The 18,244-nt window shown below is 69.7% G+C and carries 17 protein-coding genes; 3 read left to right on the top strand and 14 right to left on the bottom strand.

The window, feature by feature from the left end; translation table 11 throughout:
• The first annotated feature begins 403 nt into the window (after positions 1–403).
• Entirely contained in the window at positions 404–988 is a 585-nt protein-coding gene (gene lexA / locus DAA40_RS01950; protein ID WP_370430639.1) for a transcriptional repressor LexA, read from the top strand.
• A 17-nt stretch (positions 989–1,005) separates the two neighbouring features.
• On the opposite strand, the gene DAA40_RS01955 is transcribed toward lexA, so the two are convergent.
• The 6 genes from DAA40_RS01955 to DAA40_RS16050 all read right to left on the bottom strand — a co-directional run bounded on the left by DAA40_RS01955 (position 1,006) and on the right by DAA40_RS16050 (position 6,689).
• Positions 1,006–2,028 carry a hypothetical protein gene (locus tag DAA40_RS01955; RefSeq protein ID WP_106848052.1) on the bottom strand — a complete coding sequence of 341 codons (1,023 nt, stop codon included), beginning with the start codon at positions 2,026–2,028 and terminating at the stop codon, positions 1,006–1,008.
• A complete protein-coding gene (locus tag DAA40_RS01960; RefSeq protein WP_106848053.1) occupies positions 2,025–2,783 on the bottom strand; it encodes a phosphatase PAP2 family protein in 759 nt (252 codons plus the stop codon). Before DAA40_RS01960 ends, DAA40_RS01955 begins: the two co-directional genes overlap by 4 nt.
• A 9-nt stretch (positions 2,784–2,792) precedes the next feature.
• Positions 2,793–4,184, bottom strand: coding sequence for a GTPase HflX (gene hflX / locus DAA40_RS01965; protein WP_106848054.1), 1,392 nt, complete (start codon positions 4,182–4,184; stop codon positions 2,793–2,795).
• Positions 4,185–4,265: 81 nt separating this feature from the next.
• Positions 4,266–5,096 (bottom strand): diaminopimelate epimerase, encoded by an 831-nt coding sequence (gene dapF, locus DAA40_RS01970; protein WP_199849460.1) that lies wholly within the window; start codon positions 5,094–5,096, stop codon positions 4,266–4,268.
• Entirely contained in the window at positions 5,093–6,004 is a 912-nt protein-coding gene (miaA, locus tag DAA40_RS01975) for a tRNA (adenosine(37)-N6)-dimethylallyltransferase MiaA (RefSeq protein WP_106848055.1), read from the bottom strand. Before miaA ends, dapF begins: the two co-directional genes overlap by 4 nt.
• Positions 5,997–6,689 carry a hypothetical protein gene (locus DAA40_RS16050; RefSeq protein ID WP_158716174.1) on the bottom strand — a complete coding sequence of 231 codons (693 nt, stop codon included), beginning with the start codon at positions 6,687–6,689 and terminating at the stop codon, positions 5,997–5,999. Before DAA40_RS16050 ends, miaA begins: the two co-directional genes overlap by 8 nt.
• An 80-nt stretch (positions 6,690–6,769) precedes the next feature.
• Between DAA40_RS16050 and DAA40_RS01985 the strand changes: the two genes are divergently transcribed.
• Positions 6,770–8,017 carry a DUF349 domain-containing protein gene (locus DAA40_RS01985; protein ID WP_158716175.1) on the top strand — a complete coding sequence of 416 codons (1,248 nt, stop codon included), beginning with the start codon at positions 6,770–6,772 and terminating at the stop codon, positions 8,015–8,017.
• A 181-nt stretch (positions 8,018–8,198) separates the two neighbouring features.
• Here the strand turns inward: DAA40_RS01985 and miaB are convergent, their stop codons facing one another.
• Positions 8,199–9,683: a tRNA (N6-isopentenyl adenosine(37)-C2)-methylthiotransferase MiaB gene (miaB, locus tag DAA40_RS01990; RefSeq protein ID WP_106848058.1), complete on the bottom strand. Its 1,485-nt coding sequence runs from the start codon at positions 9,681–9,683 to the stop codon at positions 8,199–8,201.
• 69 nt (positions 9,684–9,752) lie between these two features.
• On the opposite strand from miaB, the gene DAA40_RS01995 reads away from it, so the two are divergent.
• Entirely contained in the window at positions 9,753–10,664 is a 912-nt protein-coding gene (locus DAA40_RS01995; RefSeq protein WP_158716176.1) for a glutamate ABC transporter substrate-binding protein, read from the top strand.
• Positions 10,665–10,682: 18 nt separating this feature from the next.
• Here DAA40_RS01995 and rny read toward each other — a convergent pair whose 3' ends face one another.
• The 7 genes from rny to DAA40_RS02030 form a co-directional block, all read right to left on the bottom strand.
• Complete coding sequence (rny, locus tag DAA40_RS02000) at positions 10,683–12,617, bottom strand: ribonuclease Y (RefSeq protein WP_106848060.1); 1,935 nt, start codon at positions 12,615–12,617, stop codon at positions 10,683–10,685.
• A gap of 228 nt (positions 12,618–12,845) precedes the next feature.
• Entirely contained in the window at positions 12,846–13,340 is a 495-nt protein-coding gene (locus DAA40_RS02005; RefSeq protein WP_106848061.1) for a regulatory protein RecX, read from the bottom strand.
• Between the two features lie 2 nt (positions 13,341–13,342).
• Entirely contained in the window at positions 13,343–14,398 is a 1,056-nt protein-coding gene (gene recA, locus DAA40_RS02010; RefSeq protein ID WP_106848062.1) for a recombinase RecA, read from the bottom strand.
• Between the two features lie 225 nt (positions 14,399–14,623).
• Entirely contained in the window at positions 14,624–14,818 is a 195-nt protein-coding gene (locus tag DAA40_RS02015) for a DUF3046 domain-containing protein (protein ID WP_106848063.1), read from the bottom strand.
• On the bottom strand, positions 14,805–16,061 hold the full coding sequence (locus DAA40_RS02020; RefSeq protein WP_106848064.1) for an MFS transporter: 1,257 nt from the start codon (positions 16,059–16,061) through the stop codon (positions 14,805–14,807). The genes DAA40_RS02015 and DAA40_RS02020 overlap by 14 nt, the downstream gene beginning before the upstream one ends.
• Positions 16,051–17,196, bottom strand: a complete 1,146-nt coding sequence (locus DAA40_RS02025; protein ID WP_106848065.1) for an acyl-CoA dehydrogenase family protein — start codon at positions 17,194–17,196, stop codon at positions 16,051–16,053. The genes DAA40_RS02020 and DAA40_RS02025 overlap by 11 nt, the downstream gene beginning before the upstream one ends.
• Positions 17,193–18,218: a hypothetical protein gene (locus DAA40_RS02030; protein WP_106848066.1), complete on the bottom strand. Its 1,026-nt coding sequence runs from the start codon at positions 18,216–18,218 to the stop codon at positions 17,193–17,195. Before DAA40_RS02030 ends, DAA40_RS02025 begins: the two co-directional genes overlap by 4 nt.
• Positions 18,219–18,244 lie beyond the last annotated feature (26 nt).

Here is an 18,244-nt window from a genome sequence, read left to right on the forward strand (position 1 = left end):
CTGAGATCTACTCCTTGCCCCCGACAAGTTTTCGTCGCGGCGATCTGCTCGCCGGGGCGCCAACCTGTCTGGTCGAGACGTCGGGGAAGCCGAGGGGTTATCGTGAGACGACCTCTCGGTCCGAACGAGTGTTCGAATCGAACGTCCGTACTATTACGCGGCAGACGGACGCCTCGTGTCAACACTTTTCGGCGTGTCGGTCGTACAGGTGTTTGAACTGTGATCTCCGCGGCGGCACAATGACACCAATGCTCGATGGACGCGGCCTATCAGGCCCGCGCAGTGATGGAGGCACAGCATGGCCCAGCAGAACGGCTCCGCGAACCGCTCGGATCGCGAGCAGGTGCATCAGTTCCCGGAGCGTCCGGACGAAGCGGGCCTGACCGTCCGCCAGCGGCGCATCATGGAGGTCATCCGCTCGTCCATCGAGCGACAGGGCTATCCCCCGAGCGTGCGCGAGATCGGTGAGGCAGTCGGTCTGGCCTCCCCGTCATCGGTGGCGCACCAGCTGCGCCAGCTGCAGGCCAAGGGCTTTCTGCGTCGCGACCCGAACCGTCCCCGGGCGGTCGACGTCCGACCGGCAGAGCCGCAGGGCGAGCAGCAGAGCCTCCCGGAGCCGACCTTCGTACCGATCGTCGGCCGGATCGCCGCAGGCGGGCCGATCCTTGCCGAAGAGGCTGTTGAGGATGTCTTCCCACTGCCGCGCGAGCTGGTGGGCGAGGGCACCCTGTTCCTGCTGAAGGTGACCGGCGACTCGATGGTCGATGCTGCGATCTGCGACGGCGACTGGGTGGTCGTGCGCCAGCAGCCGGTCGCGGAGCAGGGCGACATCGTCGCCGCCATGATCGACGGCGAGGCGACCGTGAAGACCTACCGCATGCGTGACGGCCACGTCTGGCTGATCCCCCACAACCCGGCATACGAGCCGATCAACGGCGACGAGGCGACCGTCCTTGGGCGTGTGGTCTCGGTGCTGCGACGGGTGTAGTCCGCAGCGCAGCCCGGCTACCGACCCGGCCGCCTGCGACGCAGCAACCACGTCAGCAGCAGGCCAGCAGCGGCGAGCGCCCCGGCGAGGACGATCACCACCTCGGTCCGGCTGGTCGCCGCGGGCGACTCGGCCGCTGTGGGTGCGCGCAGCACGGAGTCATCGTCGTCGTGGTGCGGCAGGGCGACCCGGTGGATCGGGACGCCGCTGCCCTCGCCGTGCACCACCACGGCATCACAGCTCGGTCGCGTGAACGACACCGACTCGCCCTGCTGCTGCACCGGCAGTGCAGCCGTCGCGACCGGCTCGGTGAAGATCGCGGTGGCCGGGTCCGCGCCCCGCAAGACATGCACGTCCGTGTAGGTGCGCAGCGCCACCATGTCGGCGCACCGCGCCGCCCCCGTGGCCATCAGGTTGTCCAGCGGAGGTCCGAGCGGGCCGCCGGCTGTTCCGGTCTCGGGGAGCTGGAACTCACCGAGCTTCTCCAGCGGCTGCGGGGCAGTGCTCCCGTCCGGCGAGAGGTCGATCGGCTGGCTCCGGTAGACGCCCACGACGCCGCTAAAGGTTTTCGTGAGCACGATTGCCCTGCCCTCGTCGTCGACGATCATCGACTCGGCGTCGCGTGGACCGTCCGGATACTGCAGGCGACGCAGAGCGCCGGTCACCGCGCCGGGTTCGTCCGGGACCACGATGATCGCGACGCTGGCCCGGGCAATCCGGTTGTCACCGATGTCCGCCAGCCACAGCGAGCCGTCGGGTCCGAGGGCGAGGTCCTCGACGTCGTACGGGTCGATCGCCGCCTCCGTCGTCCCAGTCACGGCGCAGGAGTGGTCCAGCCGAAAGACAGTCACGTGCTCCCCGCCGTCGTTCACGATCCGGTAGCCGTCCTCGGTTGCGACTAGCCCGCTGCCCTCGACGATGCGCGGATCGAGGACGAGGCACTGCTCCGTCGCTGCCTGCCCATCCTCGGCGTACGCCAGGTGCGGCGATGCCAGCACCGCAGCCGACAGCGCCACGGCCAGCCACCGGCGCCGGCTCATCCGCGGTGCAGGCTCAGCGCCGCCTCGACCCGCAGCCCGACCGGGGTGGCCCACACCCACCTGATGAAGGCCAGCAGGACAACGCCGGCGCAGGTGCCGGCGACGACATCGGTCAGCCAGTGATAGCCCATCAGCAGAACCGCGATCGCCGACACGAACGGTGCGGCCAGCGCATAGGCACCGATGACCCGCCGGACCCAGACGGCCCGGATGTGCTCGAAGGCGATCCACGCGCCCACGCTGGCCAGCAGGGTCGCATTGGCCTGATGCCCCGAGGGGAAGGCGCCCCCGAGGCCTCCGGCAGCGTGGAAGTAGTCGCCGCGCGGGTCGGCAGGGTAGCTGCGCGAGAGCCACTCCTTGAACGGGTAGACCGCCACGAACATCACGCCTGTGGCGCTCAACGCCTTGACGAACGGGGCGAACGTGCGATGGCGGTAGAGCACGACGGCGCAGAGCACCGCGATCCAGATCAGGTTCGTGCCACGCCCGCCGGCCTGGCTGAGGGCGAATCCGAGGTGGCGAAGTGACGAGTGCTCCCGCATGCCGAGGTCGAGCAGCGCTGGTGCGATCTGCCGGTCCAGGCCGCGTAGGGGCCCGCTGAGCAGCACGTCAACCAGCAGCCAGACGAACACCGCAGCCGCGACTGCTACCTGCCAGCTCCGCGGTCGGAAGGCCGCGTATGGGCTCGCCCATGCGCCGTCGACGTTGCCTGTGGTGGCGGAGGTCGGCAGGTCGGATGGTGCGAACGAGCTCACCGAAACAGACTACGGGGCCACGCGCGCGAACGGTTCGACCACGGACGCCACGGACGGGTAGGCCTTCGCGATGACCGCGGTGCCCTCAGGCGTGTAGTCGATGCTCTCGACATCGGCCTTCTCGTGCAGCAGTGCGACCAGGTCGCCGCGGTCGTAGGGGATCACGACGTCGACGGCCACCGCCGGACGCGGCAGTGCGGTGTCGATCGCCGCGCGCAGCGCGCCCATCCCTTCGCCGGTCCGCGCCGAGACGGCGACCGCGCCCGGGATGGCCCGCAGCAACCGGTCGAGCGTTTCGGGCGCGGCGGCGTCCGCCTTGTTGATCACGACAAGCTCGGTGACCTCGGTGGCGCCAATGTCGGCGAACACCTCGCGAACGGCGCTGATCTGGCCCTCCGGGTCGGGATGCGAGCCGTCGACGACGTGCAGCACCAGGTCGGCGTCCTCGACCTCCTCCAGCGTGGAGCGGAATGCCTCCACCAGCTGGTGCGGCAGGGAGCGCACGAAGCCGACCGTGTCGCTGATGGTGTACTCGCGGCCGTCGGCGGTCTCGGCGCGTCGCACGGTCGGATCGAGGGTGGCGAACAGGGCGTTCTCCACCAGCACGCCAGCGCCGGTCAGCCGGTTGATGAGCGTGGACTTGCCGGCATTCGTGTAACCCGCGATGACGACCGACGGGATCTCAGAACGGCGCCGGGAGGAACGCTTGGTGTCGCGACCGGTCTTCATCGAAGATATGTCGCGGCGCAGCCGGGCGATGCGGGAGTTGATGCGTCGGCGGTCGAGCTCGATCTTGGTCTCACCGGGTCCGCGGGAGCCGATGCCCTCGCCGCCGGCGACCCGGCCACCGGCCTGACGCGACATCGACTCCCCCCAGCCGCGCAGTCGCGGGAGCAGGTACTGCAGCTGCGCCAGCTCGACCTGCGCCTTGCCCTCGCGGCTCTTGGCGTGCTGGGCGAAGATGTCGAGGATCAGCGCCGTCCGGTCGATGACCTTCACCTTGACGATGTCCTCGAGCGCGCGGCGCTGGGACGGCGTCAGCTCGCTGTCGGCGATCACCGTGTCAGCGCCGGTAGCGGCGACGATGGAGGCCAGCTCACGTGCCTTGCCCGACCCGATGAAGGTCGCGGGGTCGGGCTTGACCCGCCGCTGCAGGACGCCGTCCATGACCTGTGAGCCAGCGGTCTCGGCCAGTGCGGCCAGCTCGAGCAGTGAGTTCTCCGCATCCCGCAGCTCGCCGAGCTGGACGCCAACGAGCACCACCTTCTCCAGGCGCAGCTGGCGGTACTCGACCTCGGTGATGTCCTCAAGCTCGGTGGACAATCCCGCCACGCGGCGCAGGGACTGGCGGTCCTCGAGATCGAAATCGCCGGTGTCGGCGAACGGCAGATCTGTTGTCATATCCGATCCATCGTTTCACGAAGCGGCGCGCACCGCACGCGAGTTATCCGCGCCTCCGACCCGACGCGAGCGCTATACGGATCACAGCTCGATCGCTCCGCGGGCAACGATGACGGCCGGGCCGCGCAGCAGGATCCGCTCAGGGCCGACCTGGGTGAACAGGCGCCCACCCGGGACGTCCACCACCACCGAGCCGCGTTCGACGCCCTGCCGGGCGAGCGCGGCGACGGCGACGGCGCAGATCCCGGTGCCGCAGGAACGGGTCTCCCCCACCCCGCGTTCGTGCACCCGCATCCGCACGTGCAGGTCTGCGCCGTCGATCGGGTCGGCGTCCACGTACATCTCCTGGTTTACGCCCTCCGGGTAGAAGGAGCGGTCGTACGCCGGCTCGTCACTCAGGTCGAGGTCGTCGAGTTCCAGGCCGCTGCCGGCGAGGTCGATCGCCAGGTGCGGGTTGCCCATCGACACCCCGAGGCCAGTCAGCTTCCGCCCATTGACGGCGGTGACGCTCTCACCGAGCAGCTGTGGTGGCCCCATGTCGACGGTGATGCTTCCGTCGTCCTCGAACAGCGCGCGCTTCGTGCCGGCGCGGGTGCCGATGTCGATCGCGGGTCCGTCGGCCAGCCCCTCCTCCCGGAGGTACCGGGCGAACACCCGGACGCCGTTGCCGCACATCTCGGCGATGGAGCCGTCCGCGTTGCGGTAGTCCATGAACCACTCGGCATCGGTCGAGGCGTCCGCGACATGCCGTGAGCGCACCACGCGCAGGACGCCGTCACCGCCGATCCCCCGCCGCCGGTCGGTCACCAAGGCGATCTGGTCGACGGACAGCTCGCGGACGCCGTCGACATCGGGAAGGAGCACGAAGTCGTTCTCCGTGCCGTGACCTTTGGCGAAAGGGATGCTGCTCACGGGTCGATGGTACGGACAGCGGCATCGACGAGGTCGTCACGTGTGGCATCGAGCCAGTGGATCCGGTCGTCACGCGCGAACCAGGAGCGCTGCCGCCGCGCGAACCGGCGGGTCGCGGTCACCGTGTCCTCGCGAGCCTGCCGTTCAGTGATCTCGCCGCGCAGGAAGGCGAGGACCTGCGCGTAACCCAGCGCCCGGCTCGCGGTGCGGGCGGTGTCGATCTGCGGTCGCAGCCTGCGCACCTCGTCGACCAGTCCCGCTGCCCACATCAGGTCGACGCGTTCCGCGATCCGCTCGTAGAGCCGCTCGGTGGGCCAGTCGAGCCCGATCTGTACCGCGGGCAGCACCGGGCGGGCGCGGTCCGGGAGGGTGGCGGTGAACGGCTCCCCGGTGATCTCGATGACCTCCAGCGCCCGTACGATCCGTCGGCCGTTGGTGGGCAGGATCGCCTCGGCCGCCGCCGGGTCGAGTGCCCGCAGCCGCCGATGCAGAGGAATCGGTCCGGCGTCCGCCAGCTCGGCCTCCAGTCGGGCGCGCACGACCGGGTCCGTGCCGGGGAAGCGCAGATCGTCGAGGGTCGCGGTGATGTAGAGCCCCGACCCGCCGACCAGGATCGCCCGCCTACCGCGTCGCCCTATGTCCGCGATCGTCTCGCGGGCCAGCGCCTGGTACTCGGCGACGGTGACCGCGTGATCGACCGGCCACACGTCGAACAGATGATGTGCGATGCCGCGCTGCTCGTGCCGGCCGATCTTCGCCGTGCCGATGTCCATGCCGCGGTATACCTGCATCGAGTCCGCATTGACGATCTCGGTGCGGTCCGGGCCGCCGAGTCGTTCAGCGAGGTCCAACGCGAGGGAGGTCTTGCCGGACGCCGTCGGTCCAAGCACGACGATCAGCTCAGTCATCGGTCCACCAGCGCGCCACGATGTCGGCTACGCCGTATGGCGCGTCGTACGAGTCGACCCGGGATCGGACGGTGCGGCCTTCGAGCAGCCGCGCCGCGACCGCCAGCGGCGCGGGAAGGTCGGCGAGCAGCTCGTCCGCGAGGGCGAGGTCGGGCGTGCTCAGCGCGTCGAGGTCCGGGCGCGCGATCCGGGCGACGAGCTGATCGTCATAGGGCATCGCCCGGTCGTCGACGTGACCGGGCGCGCCCTCACGCCTGCGGGCCGAGCCGCCACCCATGACAAGGAGCGCGCGGGCCGGGTGGCGAGGCAGCTGCACTGTTGCCAGGTCCGGATCGCGCAGGGTGCGGGCGGACGCCGGATGCCCGTCGAGCAGATAGGCCGCGACCAGCAGGCCGGGCTCGGCCGGGGTGACCGCCCGAGCGGGATCGCGGCGCGCACCAAGCTGCGACTCGAAGCCGATTCCAAACGCTCGCGCGGACAGTCGCGTTCCCTCATCGACCTGTCGCGGCGTGCCCGATGCCAGCACCAGCACCGGCTCGCCCAGCTCGCTCAGCCAGCGCACCACCTGGAGCGCACACTCGCGCAGCCTTTCGATCTCGACGACGGTGCTCGCGCCCGTGGCACCGGGGAGCAGCGCGGGCGGGCTCGGGCATATCGCCACTCGGGTCACCTGCTGCACTGCCACCACATGAGGCTATCGTCTGGCTTTGCCGCACCCGAGCGGTGACCGGAGGCGCCCAGTCTGTGACAATGCCACAATCACGTATGCAGGCCATCTCAACCACGGAGGTCTCGGACATGGCAGCGAGCAACGAGTGGGGTCGCGTCGACGATGACGGCGCGGTCTATGTGCACTCGGCTGACGGTGACCGTCCGATCGGCTCGTGGCAGGCCGGTACCCCTGAGGAGGGCCTCGCGCATTTCGTGCGTCGCTTCGAGGACCTCGAGACCGAGGTCATCCTGCTCGAGAACCGGCTGAAGTCGCCGTCCACCGACGCCACCGCGCTCGCGAACTCGGCACGGACGCTGAAGGACTCGCTGAGTGAGGCGCACGCGATCGGCGATCTGGCCGCGCTCGGCGCGCGACTGGATGCGGTGATCGAGCAGACCGCCGCCAAGCGCGAGCAGGCCCAGGCTGCGAAGGCACAGGCCCGGGCGGACGCCGTCGCGGCGAAGGAAGCGCTCGTCGCCGAGGCAGAGCGGCTCGCGACCTCGACGCAGTGGAAGGCCTCCGGGGACCGGCTGCGCTCGATCATCGAGGACTGGAAGGCCATCAAAGGGGTCGACCGCAAGACCGACGACGCCCTGTGGAAGCGCTTCAAGGAGGCGCGGGACGCCTTCGGGAAGGCTCGCGGCGCACACTTCGCCGCGCTGGACAAGCAGCGCGAGGAGTCCAAGGCGGTCAAGGAGCGCATCGTCGCCGAGGCTCAGGAGCTCGCCGACTCGACCGACTGGGGCCCGACCGCGTCGCGGATGAAGTCGCTGATGAGCGAGTGGAAGGCCGCCGGGCGGGCGACCCGGGACTCCGAGGACAAGCTCTGGGCCGCCTTCCGCGAGGCACAGGACACGTTCTTCGGAGCACGCTCGGCGGTGCTCAACGAGCGCGATGCGTCGTACGCCGACAACCAGAAGGCGAAGGAGGCGCTCCTCGAGGAATACTCGGGCAAGATCGACCCGGCCGCCGACCTCGACGCGGCCAAGGCGAGCCTGCGCGAGATGCAGGAGAAGTGGGAACAGATCGGGCACGTACCCCGCGAGGCGATGCGCCCGCTCGAGGAGCGGATGCGTCAGGTGGAGCGCCGCGTACGTGATGCCGAGGACGCCGAGTGGAAGAAGTCGACCGCCCGGTCCAACCCGTTGCTGCTGAGCATGCGCGAGAACGTCGAGAAGGCGCGCAAGCAGCTCGAGAAGGCCCAGGCGTCCGGCAACGCGAAGAAGATCGCCGAGGCCCAGGCGAACCTCGAGGCCAAGCAGCAGTGGCTCAGCGAGGCCGAGAAGTCGGTGGCCTCCTAGCCCGACGGCGGACCCGAGCGCCAGCCCTGCACGTGCAGCCGCTCGGCACGACATTGAGCCGCGTTGCCAGGTTGCGCATGCTCACCGAAAGGCCTGTCATGCCCCGCCACCGCGCCGATCGCCATCTGGGAGCTGGGCCTGGGGCTGTGGCTCACTTTCCGTGGCCTCGGTCCGGCGAGCACTAGCGCTGCGGCGCCGAAGCCGCCCGCCGCACCGTCGGCATCCCTAGCATGACGCTGGGCTGCGTCCCGGGACCCGAGGTAGCCGCCTCGTGGATGTCGCCGGCGCGGGTACGCCGGTGGGTGCGGACCAGGCCGTCGGCGTTCAGGTGGTGTGGTGCGGCGTAGGTGACCGTGGTGGTCACGATGTCGCCGGGTCGGATGCTGCGGTCGATCGCGCTGCCGGCCGGGGTGAAGTGCACCAGCCGGCCGTCGCGAGCCCGCCCGGACATCCGGTGGGTGTCGGCGTCCTTGCGGCCCTCGCCCACGGCGACGAGCAACTCGACCTCGCGGCCGACAAGCCGTTTGTTCTCGTCCCAGCTGATCTGGTTCTGCAGCTCGACCAGTCGCTCGTAACGTTCCTGCACTATCCGCTTGGGCACCTGGTTGTCCATCGTCGCCGCAGGCGTGCCCGGACGCGACGAGTACTGGAACGTGAACGCGCTGGCGAAGCGCGCCCGGCGGACGACGTCCATGGTCGCCTCGAAGTCCTCGTCGGTCTCTCCCGGGAAGCCGACGATGATGTCGGTGGTGATGGCGGCGTCCGGCATCGCCTCGCGTACGCGGTCGAGGATCCCCAAGAAGCGGTCGGGCCGGTAGGAACGCCGCATCCGCCTGAGCACATCGGCCGAGCCGGACTGCAGCGGCATGTGCAGCTGGTGACACACATTCGGCGTCTGCGCCATGGCCTCGATGACCTCGTCGGTGAAGTCGCGGGGATGCGGGGAGGTGAACCGGACCCGCTCCAGCCCGTCGATCTCACCGCAGGCGCGCAGCAGGTTCGCGAACGCGGACCGGTCGCCGAACTCCACGCCGTACGCGTTGACGTTCTGCCCCAGCAGGGTCACCTCGAGGACGCCGTCGTCGACCAGCGCTTGAACCTCGGAGAGGATCTCTCCCGGCCGGCGGTCTCGCTCACGGCCGCGCAGCGCTGGCACGATGCAGAAGGTGCAGGTGTTGTTGCAGCCGACCGAGATGGACACCCATCCGGCGTACGCCGACTCCCGCTTGGCCGGCAGCGATGAGGGAAACTGCTCGAGTGACTCAAGGATCTCGACCTCGGCCTGCTTGTTGTGCCGGGAGCGCTCCAGCAGCGCCGGCAACGACCCGACGTTGTGCGTGCCGAAGACCACGTCGACATACGGCGCTCGGTCGACGATGCTTTGCTTGTCCTTCTGCGCGAGGCATCCGCCGACGGCGATCTGCAGGTCGGGCCGGGCCCGCTTGACGGGCGCCAGGTGGGAGAGATTCCCGTAGAGCTTGTTGTCGGCGTTCTCGCGAACCGCGCACGTGTTGAACACGACCACGTCGGCCTGCTCCCCCGCGGGCGCGGCGACGTACCCATTGCTCTCGAGGACTCCGGCAAGCCGCTCGGAGTCGTGGTTGTTCATCTGGCAGCCGTACGTCTTGATCTCGTAGGTGCGCGCGGCGTTGGGTGAGATGGTCATAGCGCATCCAGAGTACGCGGCAGTCCGGTCGTCGCTAGGATGGCACCGGACGATCTTCGGGGAGGTGACGTGCGCCGAGCACGAGCCGCTGCGGGGGCAGCTATGGCGGCACTGGCGCTCGCGGGGTGCGGCACCGGGACTACGCCCGAGGCGGTCCCGAGCACCAGCGAGGCTCCGCCCTTCCCCGAGGGAACCACGATGGCGCAGATTGCCACCTCCGGAACCGTGCGCATCGGTGTGAAGACCGACATTCCCGACATCGGCTACCTGCCGCCCGGCTCCCCCGGCGGTGCCGAACCGACGGGCTTCGACATCGAGATCGCGAAGATCATCGCCGAAGACCTGCAGGTCGCCCCCGAGGGCATCCAGTGGGTCCCGGTGGGGACGGCCGATCGCGAGTACGTCCTCACTTCGGCGAAGGTCGATCTGGTCATCGCGACCTACAGCATGACCGAGGAGCGCGCCGCGGTCGTCGGTCAGGCGGGCCCGTACTACATCACCGGGCAGCAGCTCATGGTGCAGGACGACTCGGACATCACGGGGCTGGACGACGTGGAGGGGCGCACCCTGTGCTCGGTGGCCGGCTCCGAGTCGGACGAGGTGCTCGTGGAGCACGGTGCGATCACGAAGGCGTACACGTCGTACGCCGCCTGCGTAGAAGCGCTGGTGGACGGCGAGCTCGACATCGTCTCGACGGACGGGGCGATCCTGGCCGGGTTCGTCGAGCAGCACCCGGACGACGTGCAGATCGTCGGCTCCCCGTTCGGCAACCAGCGGTACGGGATCGGCTTCCGGCACGGTGATGTCCAGATGTGCCATTTCCTCCGCGAATCGCTGCTGAAGGCCTACGAGGACGGCTCCTGGAAGGCCGCCTTCGAGTCCACGCTGGGCAAGGGAGTGGTCGAGGCGCCCCGGGCTCCCCGGCCGGACTCGTGCACACCGCAGACGTCCGGCTCCCCGTCGAGCCCGGCGGCGGACTAGGCCTGCTAGGCCCGCGGGTCAGCGCGCGAGCTCGCTGGCTCGCGACTCGCGTACAACGGTGACCCGGATCTGCCCCGGATAGGTCAGCTCGGACTCGATCTGCGCGGCGACGTCCTTGGCCAGCTGGTGCGAGCCGGCGTCGTCCACCTCGGAGGGGCGCACCATGATGCGTACCTCGCGCCCGGCCTGCATCGCGAAGACCTTCTCGACGCCGTCGTGGCCCGAGGCGATCTTCTCGATCCGCTCGAGGCGCTCGACGTACGCCTCGACGCTCTCGCGCCTCGCCCCGGGGCGCCCGCCCGAGCAACTGTCAGCGGCCTGGGTCAACACCGCCTCCACCGTTTGCGGAGCGACCTCGTTGTGGTGCGCCTCGATCGCGTGCACGACCTCCGGCGACTCGCCGTACCGCGCGGCGAGCCGCGCCCCGATTATGGCGTGCGAGCCCTCCATCTCGTGAGTCACGGCCTTGCCGATGTCGTGCAGGAAGGCGCCGCGCTTGACCAGCTCGGACGGGACGCCGAGCTCGCCGGCGATCGCCCCGGCGATGTGGGCACTCTCGACCAGGTGCAGCAGCACGTTCTGGCCGTAGGAGGTGCGAAAGCGCAGCCGGCCCAGCAGCCGTTTCAGCTCGGGGTGCAGGTCATCGATCCCGACCTCCAGCAGCGCGTCCTCGGCGGCCTTGGCGCACACCTCGTCTACCTCGGCCTTGCTGCGTTCATACGCCTCCTCGATGCGGTGCGGATGGATGCGGCCGTCGGAGACCAGCTTGTGCAGGGTGAGCCGTCCGATCTCGCGGCGCACCGGATCGAAGCAGGACAACAGCACCGCCTCGGGCGTGTCGTCGATGATCAGGTTGACCCCCGTCGCCTGCTCGAAGGCCCGGATGTTGCGCCCCTCGCGCCCGATGATGCGGCCCTTCATGTCGTCGTTGGGCAGCGGCATCACCACCACGACGCTCTCGGCGGTTTGCTCGCTGGCGACTCGGGCGATCGCATCGGCGACGATCACCTTCGCGCGCGCCGTGGCCTGCTCGCTCGCCTCCTGCTCGATCCGGCGAGCGGTCACCGCGGCCTCGCGCCTGGCGGCGGACTCCTGCGCCGCGATCAGCTCGTCCTTGGCCTCGGCGGCCGTGAGCCCCGCGATCCGCTCGAGCTCGCCACGGGCGGAGTCCTCGCGAAGCGCCAGCTCGTTCTCGCGGTCGACCGCGCGATCCTCGGCCTCGCGCAGCTCGTCGAGGCGTAGCTCGATCCGCTTCAGCTCCGCGTCGAGGCGATCCTCGCGCTCCACGAGGCGCTGTTCGCGGCGGTGAACGTCGGCCAGCGCCTCTCGGGAGCGCTCGACGATCCGGGCAGCCTCCTTCTCGGCGTCCTGCCGGCTGGAGAGCATCAGCTCACTGATCTCGAGCTCGGCAGCGCGCCGCGCGCCGGCGATCTCGGCGTTGATCTTCGCGCGGATGCCCTGGGCGGCCACCCGGGTCGCCTTCGCGTCGGCCAGCGCCGCGCGGCGGGTGGCCTCGATCTCGTCCTCGAGCTCCTCGCGGACCTCCTCGCGCACGGCGTCCTGCAGCTCTTCCCTGATCCGTTCGCGGGCGGCGACGTCGAACTCGGCGCTGAGCTGCCGCTTGGCGGTCATCCGGGCCTCGACCAGCGCGGCAGCCTTCGCCTCGTTGCGACCGGCCCGCCGGCCTTGGGCGTAACCGGCCGCGTGACCCTCGGCCAGCCCGGCGGCACGTCCCTCGGCGATGAGCTCCTCGCGGTCGGCGTCGCTGATCGGGGCCGGTTGCTGGGCGGCACTCTGCCCGTTCGCCGGTTCGACCGGCTCGGGCTCGCCCGCCTCCGGCCGGGCTCGCCGGGTCCCGACGCTCTCGGCCAGCAGCCGCTGTCCGAAGTAGAAGACGCTGGCGATCAGCACCAGCACGGCGACCAGCAGGATGACGGCGATGGTGGTCGACATGCGGGCGTCCCTTCGGCCTGGCCGGCCGGTGGCAGGACGGGGCACTGAGCCCACGACGCCCGGGACGGCCCGGGCTTGTTGCGGCCGTTCACGGTCATCGGGCCGGATGGTGCGTTATGTGCTGCTCGACCGGTGCGTCAGTCAGTGCGAGGGTCCCGCTCGCCGGGTGGCTTGCGGTTGAGAATGTGCACAGTCGAGGCTATGCGCCCGCCCCGCCGCAAGCAACAATCACGACCGGGCCTCGGCCAGTACCTCGTCGACGATCGCCCACACCCGCGCGCCGGGGTAGCCCTTGCGGGCCAGTACTCCCCCGAGCCGTCGTTTGAGCCGGTCGCGTTCGGCCCGGTCCTGCGGCAGGTTCGCGGGCAGTCGGCGCCGCAGCAGCGTGCGGGCCCGTTCGTCCTCGTCGGCGGGGTCGGTGTGCTGCAGGGCGCGCTCGATCAGCTCGTCAGCGATCCCTTTCTGTCGGAGCTCCTGACGCAACACCGGCGCGGTGAGCGCCTTGGCACGGGCGCGACTGCGCACCCACGTCTGGGCATACTGCTCGTCATCGACATAGCCGGCCCGGCGCAGCCGGGCGAGCACGCTGTCGACGACGCCCGGCTGGTAGCCGCGCTCGAGGAGCTTGGTGCGCAGGTCATGCTCGCTGCGCGCGGCGGCTGTCAGTCGCCGCAGGCAGTAGCTGAAGGCGAGCTCCTCGGCGCGTGCCGTGTCGGTCGCCACTACTAGAAGTCGATGGGCGCCGGTGCGAGCGCGTCGGCGGCCGCGTCGTCGTCCTGCGCAGTAGCGATCAGGCCGAGCTTCTCGCGCAGCCGTAGATCGATCTCGTCGGTGAGCTCAGGGTTGTCGCGCAGGAACCGCCGGGCGTTCTCCTTGCCCTGGCCGAGCTGATCGCCTTCGTAGGTGTACCAGGCGCCGGCCTTGCGGATGATGCCGTGCTCGACCCCGAGGTCGATGATCGAGCCCTCGCGGCTGATCCCCTCTCCGTAGACGATGTCGAACTCGGCCTGCTTGAAGGGCGCGGCGACCTTGTTCTTCACGATCTTCGCGCGAGTGCGGTTGGCGACCGCATCTCCACCGTCTTTGAGGGTCTCGATGCGCCGCACGTCGATCCGCACCGACGCATAGAACTTCAGGGCCCGGCCACCGGTGGTGGTCTCCGGTGAGCCGAACATCACGCCGATCTTCTCGCGCAGCTGGTTGATGAAGATGGCGGTGGTGCCCGAGTGCGAGAGCGCGCCGGTGATCTTGCGCAGCGCCTGGCTCATCAGCCGGGCCTGAAGGCCCACGTGGCTGTCGCCCATCTCGCCCTCGATCTCGGCCCGCGGCACCAACGCGGCGACCGAGTCCACGACCAGCACGTCGATCGAGCCGGACCGGATCAGCACGTCGGCGATTTCCAGCGCCTGCTCGCCGGTGTCGGGCTGCGAGACGAGCAGGTTGTCGATGTCGACGCCGAGCGCCTTCGCGTACACCGGGTCCAGCGCATGCTCGGCATCGATGAACGCCGCGATGCCGCCGGCCTTCTGTGCGTTCGCGACGGCGTGCAGCGCCACGGTCGTCTTACCGGAGGACTCCGGGCCGTAGATCTCGATTACGCGCCCACGCGGCAGGCCGCCGATGCCGAGCGCGGCGTCCAGCGCCAGCGACCCGGTGGGGATCGCGTCGACCGGGGCGCGGCCCTCATCGCCGAGCCGCATGATCGAGCCCTTGCCGAATGACTTCTCGATCTGCGCGAGGGCGTTCTCGAGCGCCTGCTCGCGGTTGGTTCCTGCTGCCATTGTCTCCGCCTCAGCTCTCTCGCCCAGAGTGTCTCGGGCGACCGGGATGTCGTGGTCTGGTTGGTGTGCGGGGCCCACGCTACGGAGGGGCTCCGACAATTTCTTCTGCGGCACGCCGGTGGTGGATAACCAGAGCGGCTGTGGACGACAGCCTATCCGAACAACTGTTCGACGTACACGTGTGCTATCGCGACACGCCGAAGAACGCTTCGGCAGGTCGGTCCCTCAGGTCAGCGAGTCGGGCACGTCGAAGCACTCGCACACGACGCGCCAGACGGCCTTGGGATCCATCCCGTCCTCGATCGCTTCGGCGATCGTGCGCCCACCCAGCTGCGACATGACGTGGTCGCGGGCCACTGAGTCGACGTACGCCCGCCCGAAGTGCGCCGTCATCCGTTCCCAGAACTCACCGAGCCGCATCGCGATCCCTCCCACTCGTCATCAGCGCCACGATCATCGGTGCCACGAGCGCGGCCGCGACGATGGCCAGCGCGGCGTACGACAGCTCTTCAACGATCACGCCGGAGATCATCGCGATCGCGGCCGCCGACAGGCCCATGACCAGATCGCCCGTCCCCTGCACGGACGGGCGATGGGTCTCCTCGGTCGACGAGGTCACCAGCACCGAGCCGCCCACGATGCACGCCGACCAGCCCAGGCCGAGCAGGAACAGGCCGATGCCGAGCAGGACCATTCCGTGATCTCCCGCGAGAATGCTCACTGCGCAGGCCGACAGCAGGATCAGGGCGCCGAGCAGCACCGTGGTGCGGGCGCCGTACCGGTCGGAGATGACTCCCATCACCGGCGAGAAGGCGTACATGCCCAGCACGTGGCCGGAGATGATCAGCCCCACCACCTCGAGTCCGTGCCCGTGCATGTCGATGTGCACCGGTGTCATGACCATGACCGCGACCATCGCTGCGTGGGCGCCGGCCAGCGCGAGCAAGCCGACCCGGCCGGCCGGGCTGGTCCAGATCAGGGCGATCGACTGCCGCACGGACAGCCGCTGGGGCAGTCCGGTCTGCTGCTCGCCGGCCCGCTCGATGGCGATGCGCAGTGGATCGGGCCGCAGCAGCACCTGCACCCAGACCGTCGCCAGCAGCAGCAAGATGATCGAGACGAGGAACGGCCCGGCATATCGCTCCAGGCCCAGCGATTCCGCCCAGCGACCGGCCGGCCGGGAGATGTTCGGCCCCACGATGCCCCCGACGGTCACCGCGAACAGCAGCGTGGACAACGTGCGGCCCCGGTTCGCCGGAGTCGCGAGGTCGACCCCGGCGAAGCGCGCCTGCAGGCTGGCGGCCTGCCCGGCCCCGAAACCCAGCATGCCGACGACGATCAGCCACGGCTGCGCCAGCGCGGAGCCGAGCACCACGAGGGCAGCGCCTACAGCCGCGACCAGATAGGTGCTCGCGAGCGAGACCCGGCGCCCCCGGGAGAGCGCCAGCCGCGCGGCCGGCACGGCGATGAGCGCAGAGCCCAGGGTCGATGCGGCCTGGGCGAACCCCGCCTCGGCGGGCGAGCCGGTGGCCTCTGCCAGGATCAGCCCGCCCATCGCGATGCCTGCGGTCACGGCGATCGAGCCGAGCACCTGCGAGCCGAGGAGAGTCCAGACGGTACGCCGCTGGATCGCCGCGACCTCCTCGACGGAGCTAGAGACCAAGCGAACGACCCACGATCTCACGCATGATCTCGTTGGTGCCGCCGTAGATCGACTGCACGCGCCCGTCGCGGAAGAACCGCGCGATCGGGTACTCGTTCATGTAGCCGTAGCCGCCGTGCAGCTGCAGGCAGCGATCGGCGGTCTGGTTCTGCAGCCGGGTGAACCACGCCTTGGCGCCTGCGGCGTCCACCGCGCTGAGCTCGCGCTCGTTGTGCGCGTGAATCATCGTCGTCAGGTGCGAGCGGGCGATCTGCGCCTGGGTGTACATGTCGGCGAGCTCGAAGCGCGAGTTCTGGAAGCTGCCGATGGCCTGCCCGAACGCCTTGCGCCCCTTCACGTACTCGAGGGTGTGCGCCAGCATCCCGTCGATCGCGCCGAGCGCTCCGACGCAGATCGACAGCCGCTCCTGGGGCAGGTTCGCCATGAGATGGTAGAAGCCCCGCCCGCGCTCGCCAAGGAGATTCTCCTTCGGCACCCGCACGTTGTCGAAGAACAGCTCGGCGGTGTCCTGGCTCTTCATGCCGATCTTGTCCAGGTTGCGGCCGCGCTCGAAGCCCTCCATGCCGCGCTCGACGACCAGCAGGCTCAGTGCCTTCGACCCGGGCGCGTCCTCCTCGGTACGCGCGACCACGATCACCAGGTCGGCCATGATGCCGTTGGTGATGAAGATCTTCGACCCGTTGAGAACGAACGAGTCGCCGTCCTCACGTGCGGTCGTACGCACGCTCTGCAGGTCCGAGCCGGTCCCCGGCTCGGTCATCGCGATGGCGGTGATGAGGTCGCCACTGGTGAACCCGGGCAGCCACCGCTGCTTCTGCTCGTCGTTGGTCAGCTCCAGGAGGTAGGGCGCGACGACGTCGTTGTGCAGGGTGATGCCGAAGCCGGGCGTGGACTCGCGGCAGCTCTCTTCGTCGATGACCGCGTTGAATCGGAAGTCCGCCATGCCGCCCCCGCCGAACTCCTCCGGGACGTCGGTGCCCAGCAGTCCCGCCTCGCCGGCCTCACGCCAGACCTCGCGGTCGATCTGCCCGTCCTTCTCCCACTGCTCGTAGTGCGGGTAGACGTGCTTGGCGTAGAACGCCTTGACGCTCTCTCGGAAGGCCTCGTGCTCGTCCTCGTACAGCGTGTCCTTCATCGTTCTTCCTTCCATCGGGGGCGCGGGGGTGGCCAGCCGCCACCGGGGATCGGGTGACCGGCGCGCGGTCGGCCGACTCTCTCGGGCACTCCAGAGGCAGCCGGGGCAGGCGTGGTGCGCGGCGGGGCCGGTGTGGTGGGCGCAGGCGGCGTCTCGCCGAACGGGTCCGGCGCGGTATCCGCCCGCGGGATCGGCAGGGGCGGGGTCTGGCGACTGGAAGCCGCGCTCTTGGCCGGGCGGCCCTCGTCGATGCGGCCGCGCTGCCCTGCCCAGCTGGGTGCTTGCCCGGCCGACCCACCCGGCGCCAGCAGCATCCGCAGCCGGTCGCGGCCCAGGAACCAGCCGAGCAGGAGCAGGCCGAGCAGGATCGCGCCGATGATCCCGGCGCGGACCGGGTCGATGGACCTGCTGGTCTCGGTCGCCTGGGTTCCTGGCTGCGACTCGACCCGCGCGTGGAGCGTGTTCAGCTCCAGCGGTTCGAGGTCCCAGGAGATCTTCTGGCCGTCGACCTGTCCGTCGGTGGAGACGACGGTGCCCGGGACGATCAGCTGGACGGTCGCCTTGGCGTTCTGCTTGAAGTAGTCGATCTGGTCGGCCGGCACCGCATGCGTCAGGTCGATCGTCATCGAGACGAGGATGTCGTTGCCGTCGCGGGACAGCTCCAACCGGCCGCCCTTCTCTCCCAGCGGGGCGAACTGCGACACCTCGTCGAAGGTCGCTCCACGGAAGGTGATCTTGTAGCCGCTCTCCTGGTCGTGGTCGAACGGCGCGACCACGATCCGCGAGGTAGTGCTCGTCGGCGCAGGGAGCTCTTGCCCGGGCTGCGGCGTCGGCATCGGCGCATCGCCGCTGGAGCCCTGCTTGCGTGCGCCGATGATGATGATGCCCGACACGGTGTCGTCGGCGGCGATCGTCAAGGACTGCGTGTAGCGCAGGCACCCGCTGAGCAGGGCCGCAACCAGGGCCAACAGCAACGCGAGCACCACCCGTGACGCACGGCGTCCCGACGAAGTGATGGCCATGCAGAAATCCTGCCATGCCGCATCGG

This window comes from Blastococcus sp. Marseille-P5729 (assembly GCF_900292035.1).
In the GTDB taxonomy this organism is placed as follows: domain Bacteria; phylum Actinomycetota; class Actinomycetes; order Mycobacteriales; family Antricoccaceae; genus Cumulibacter.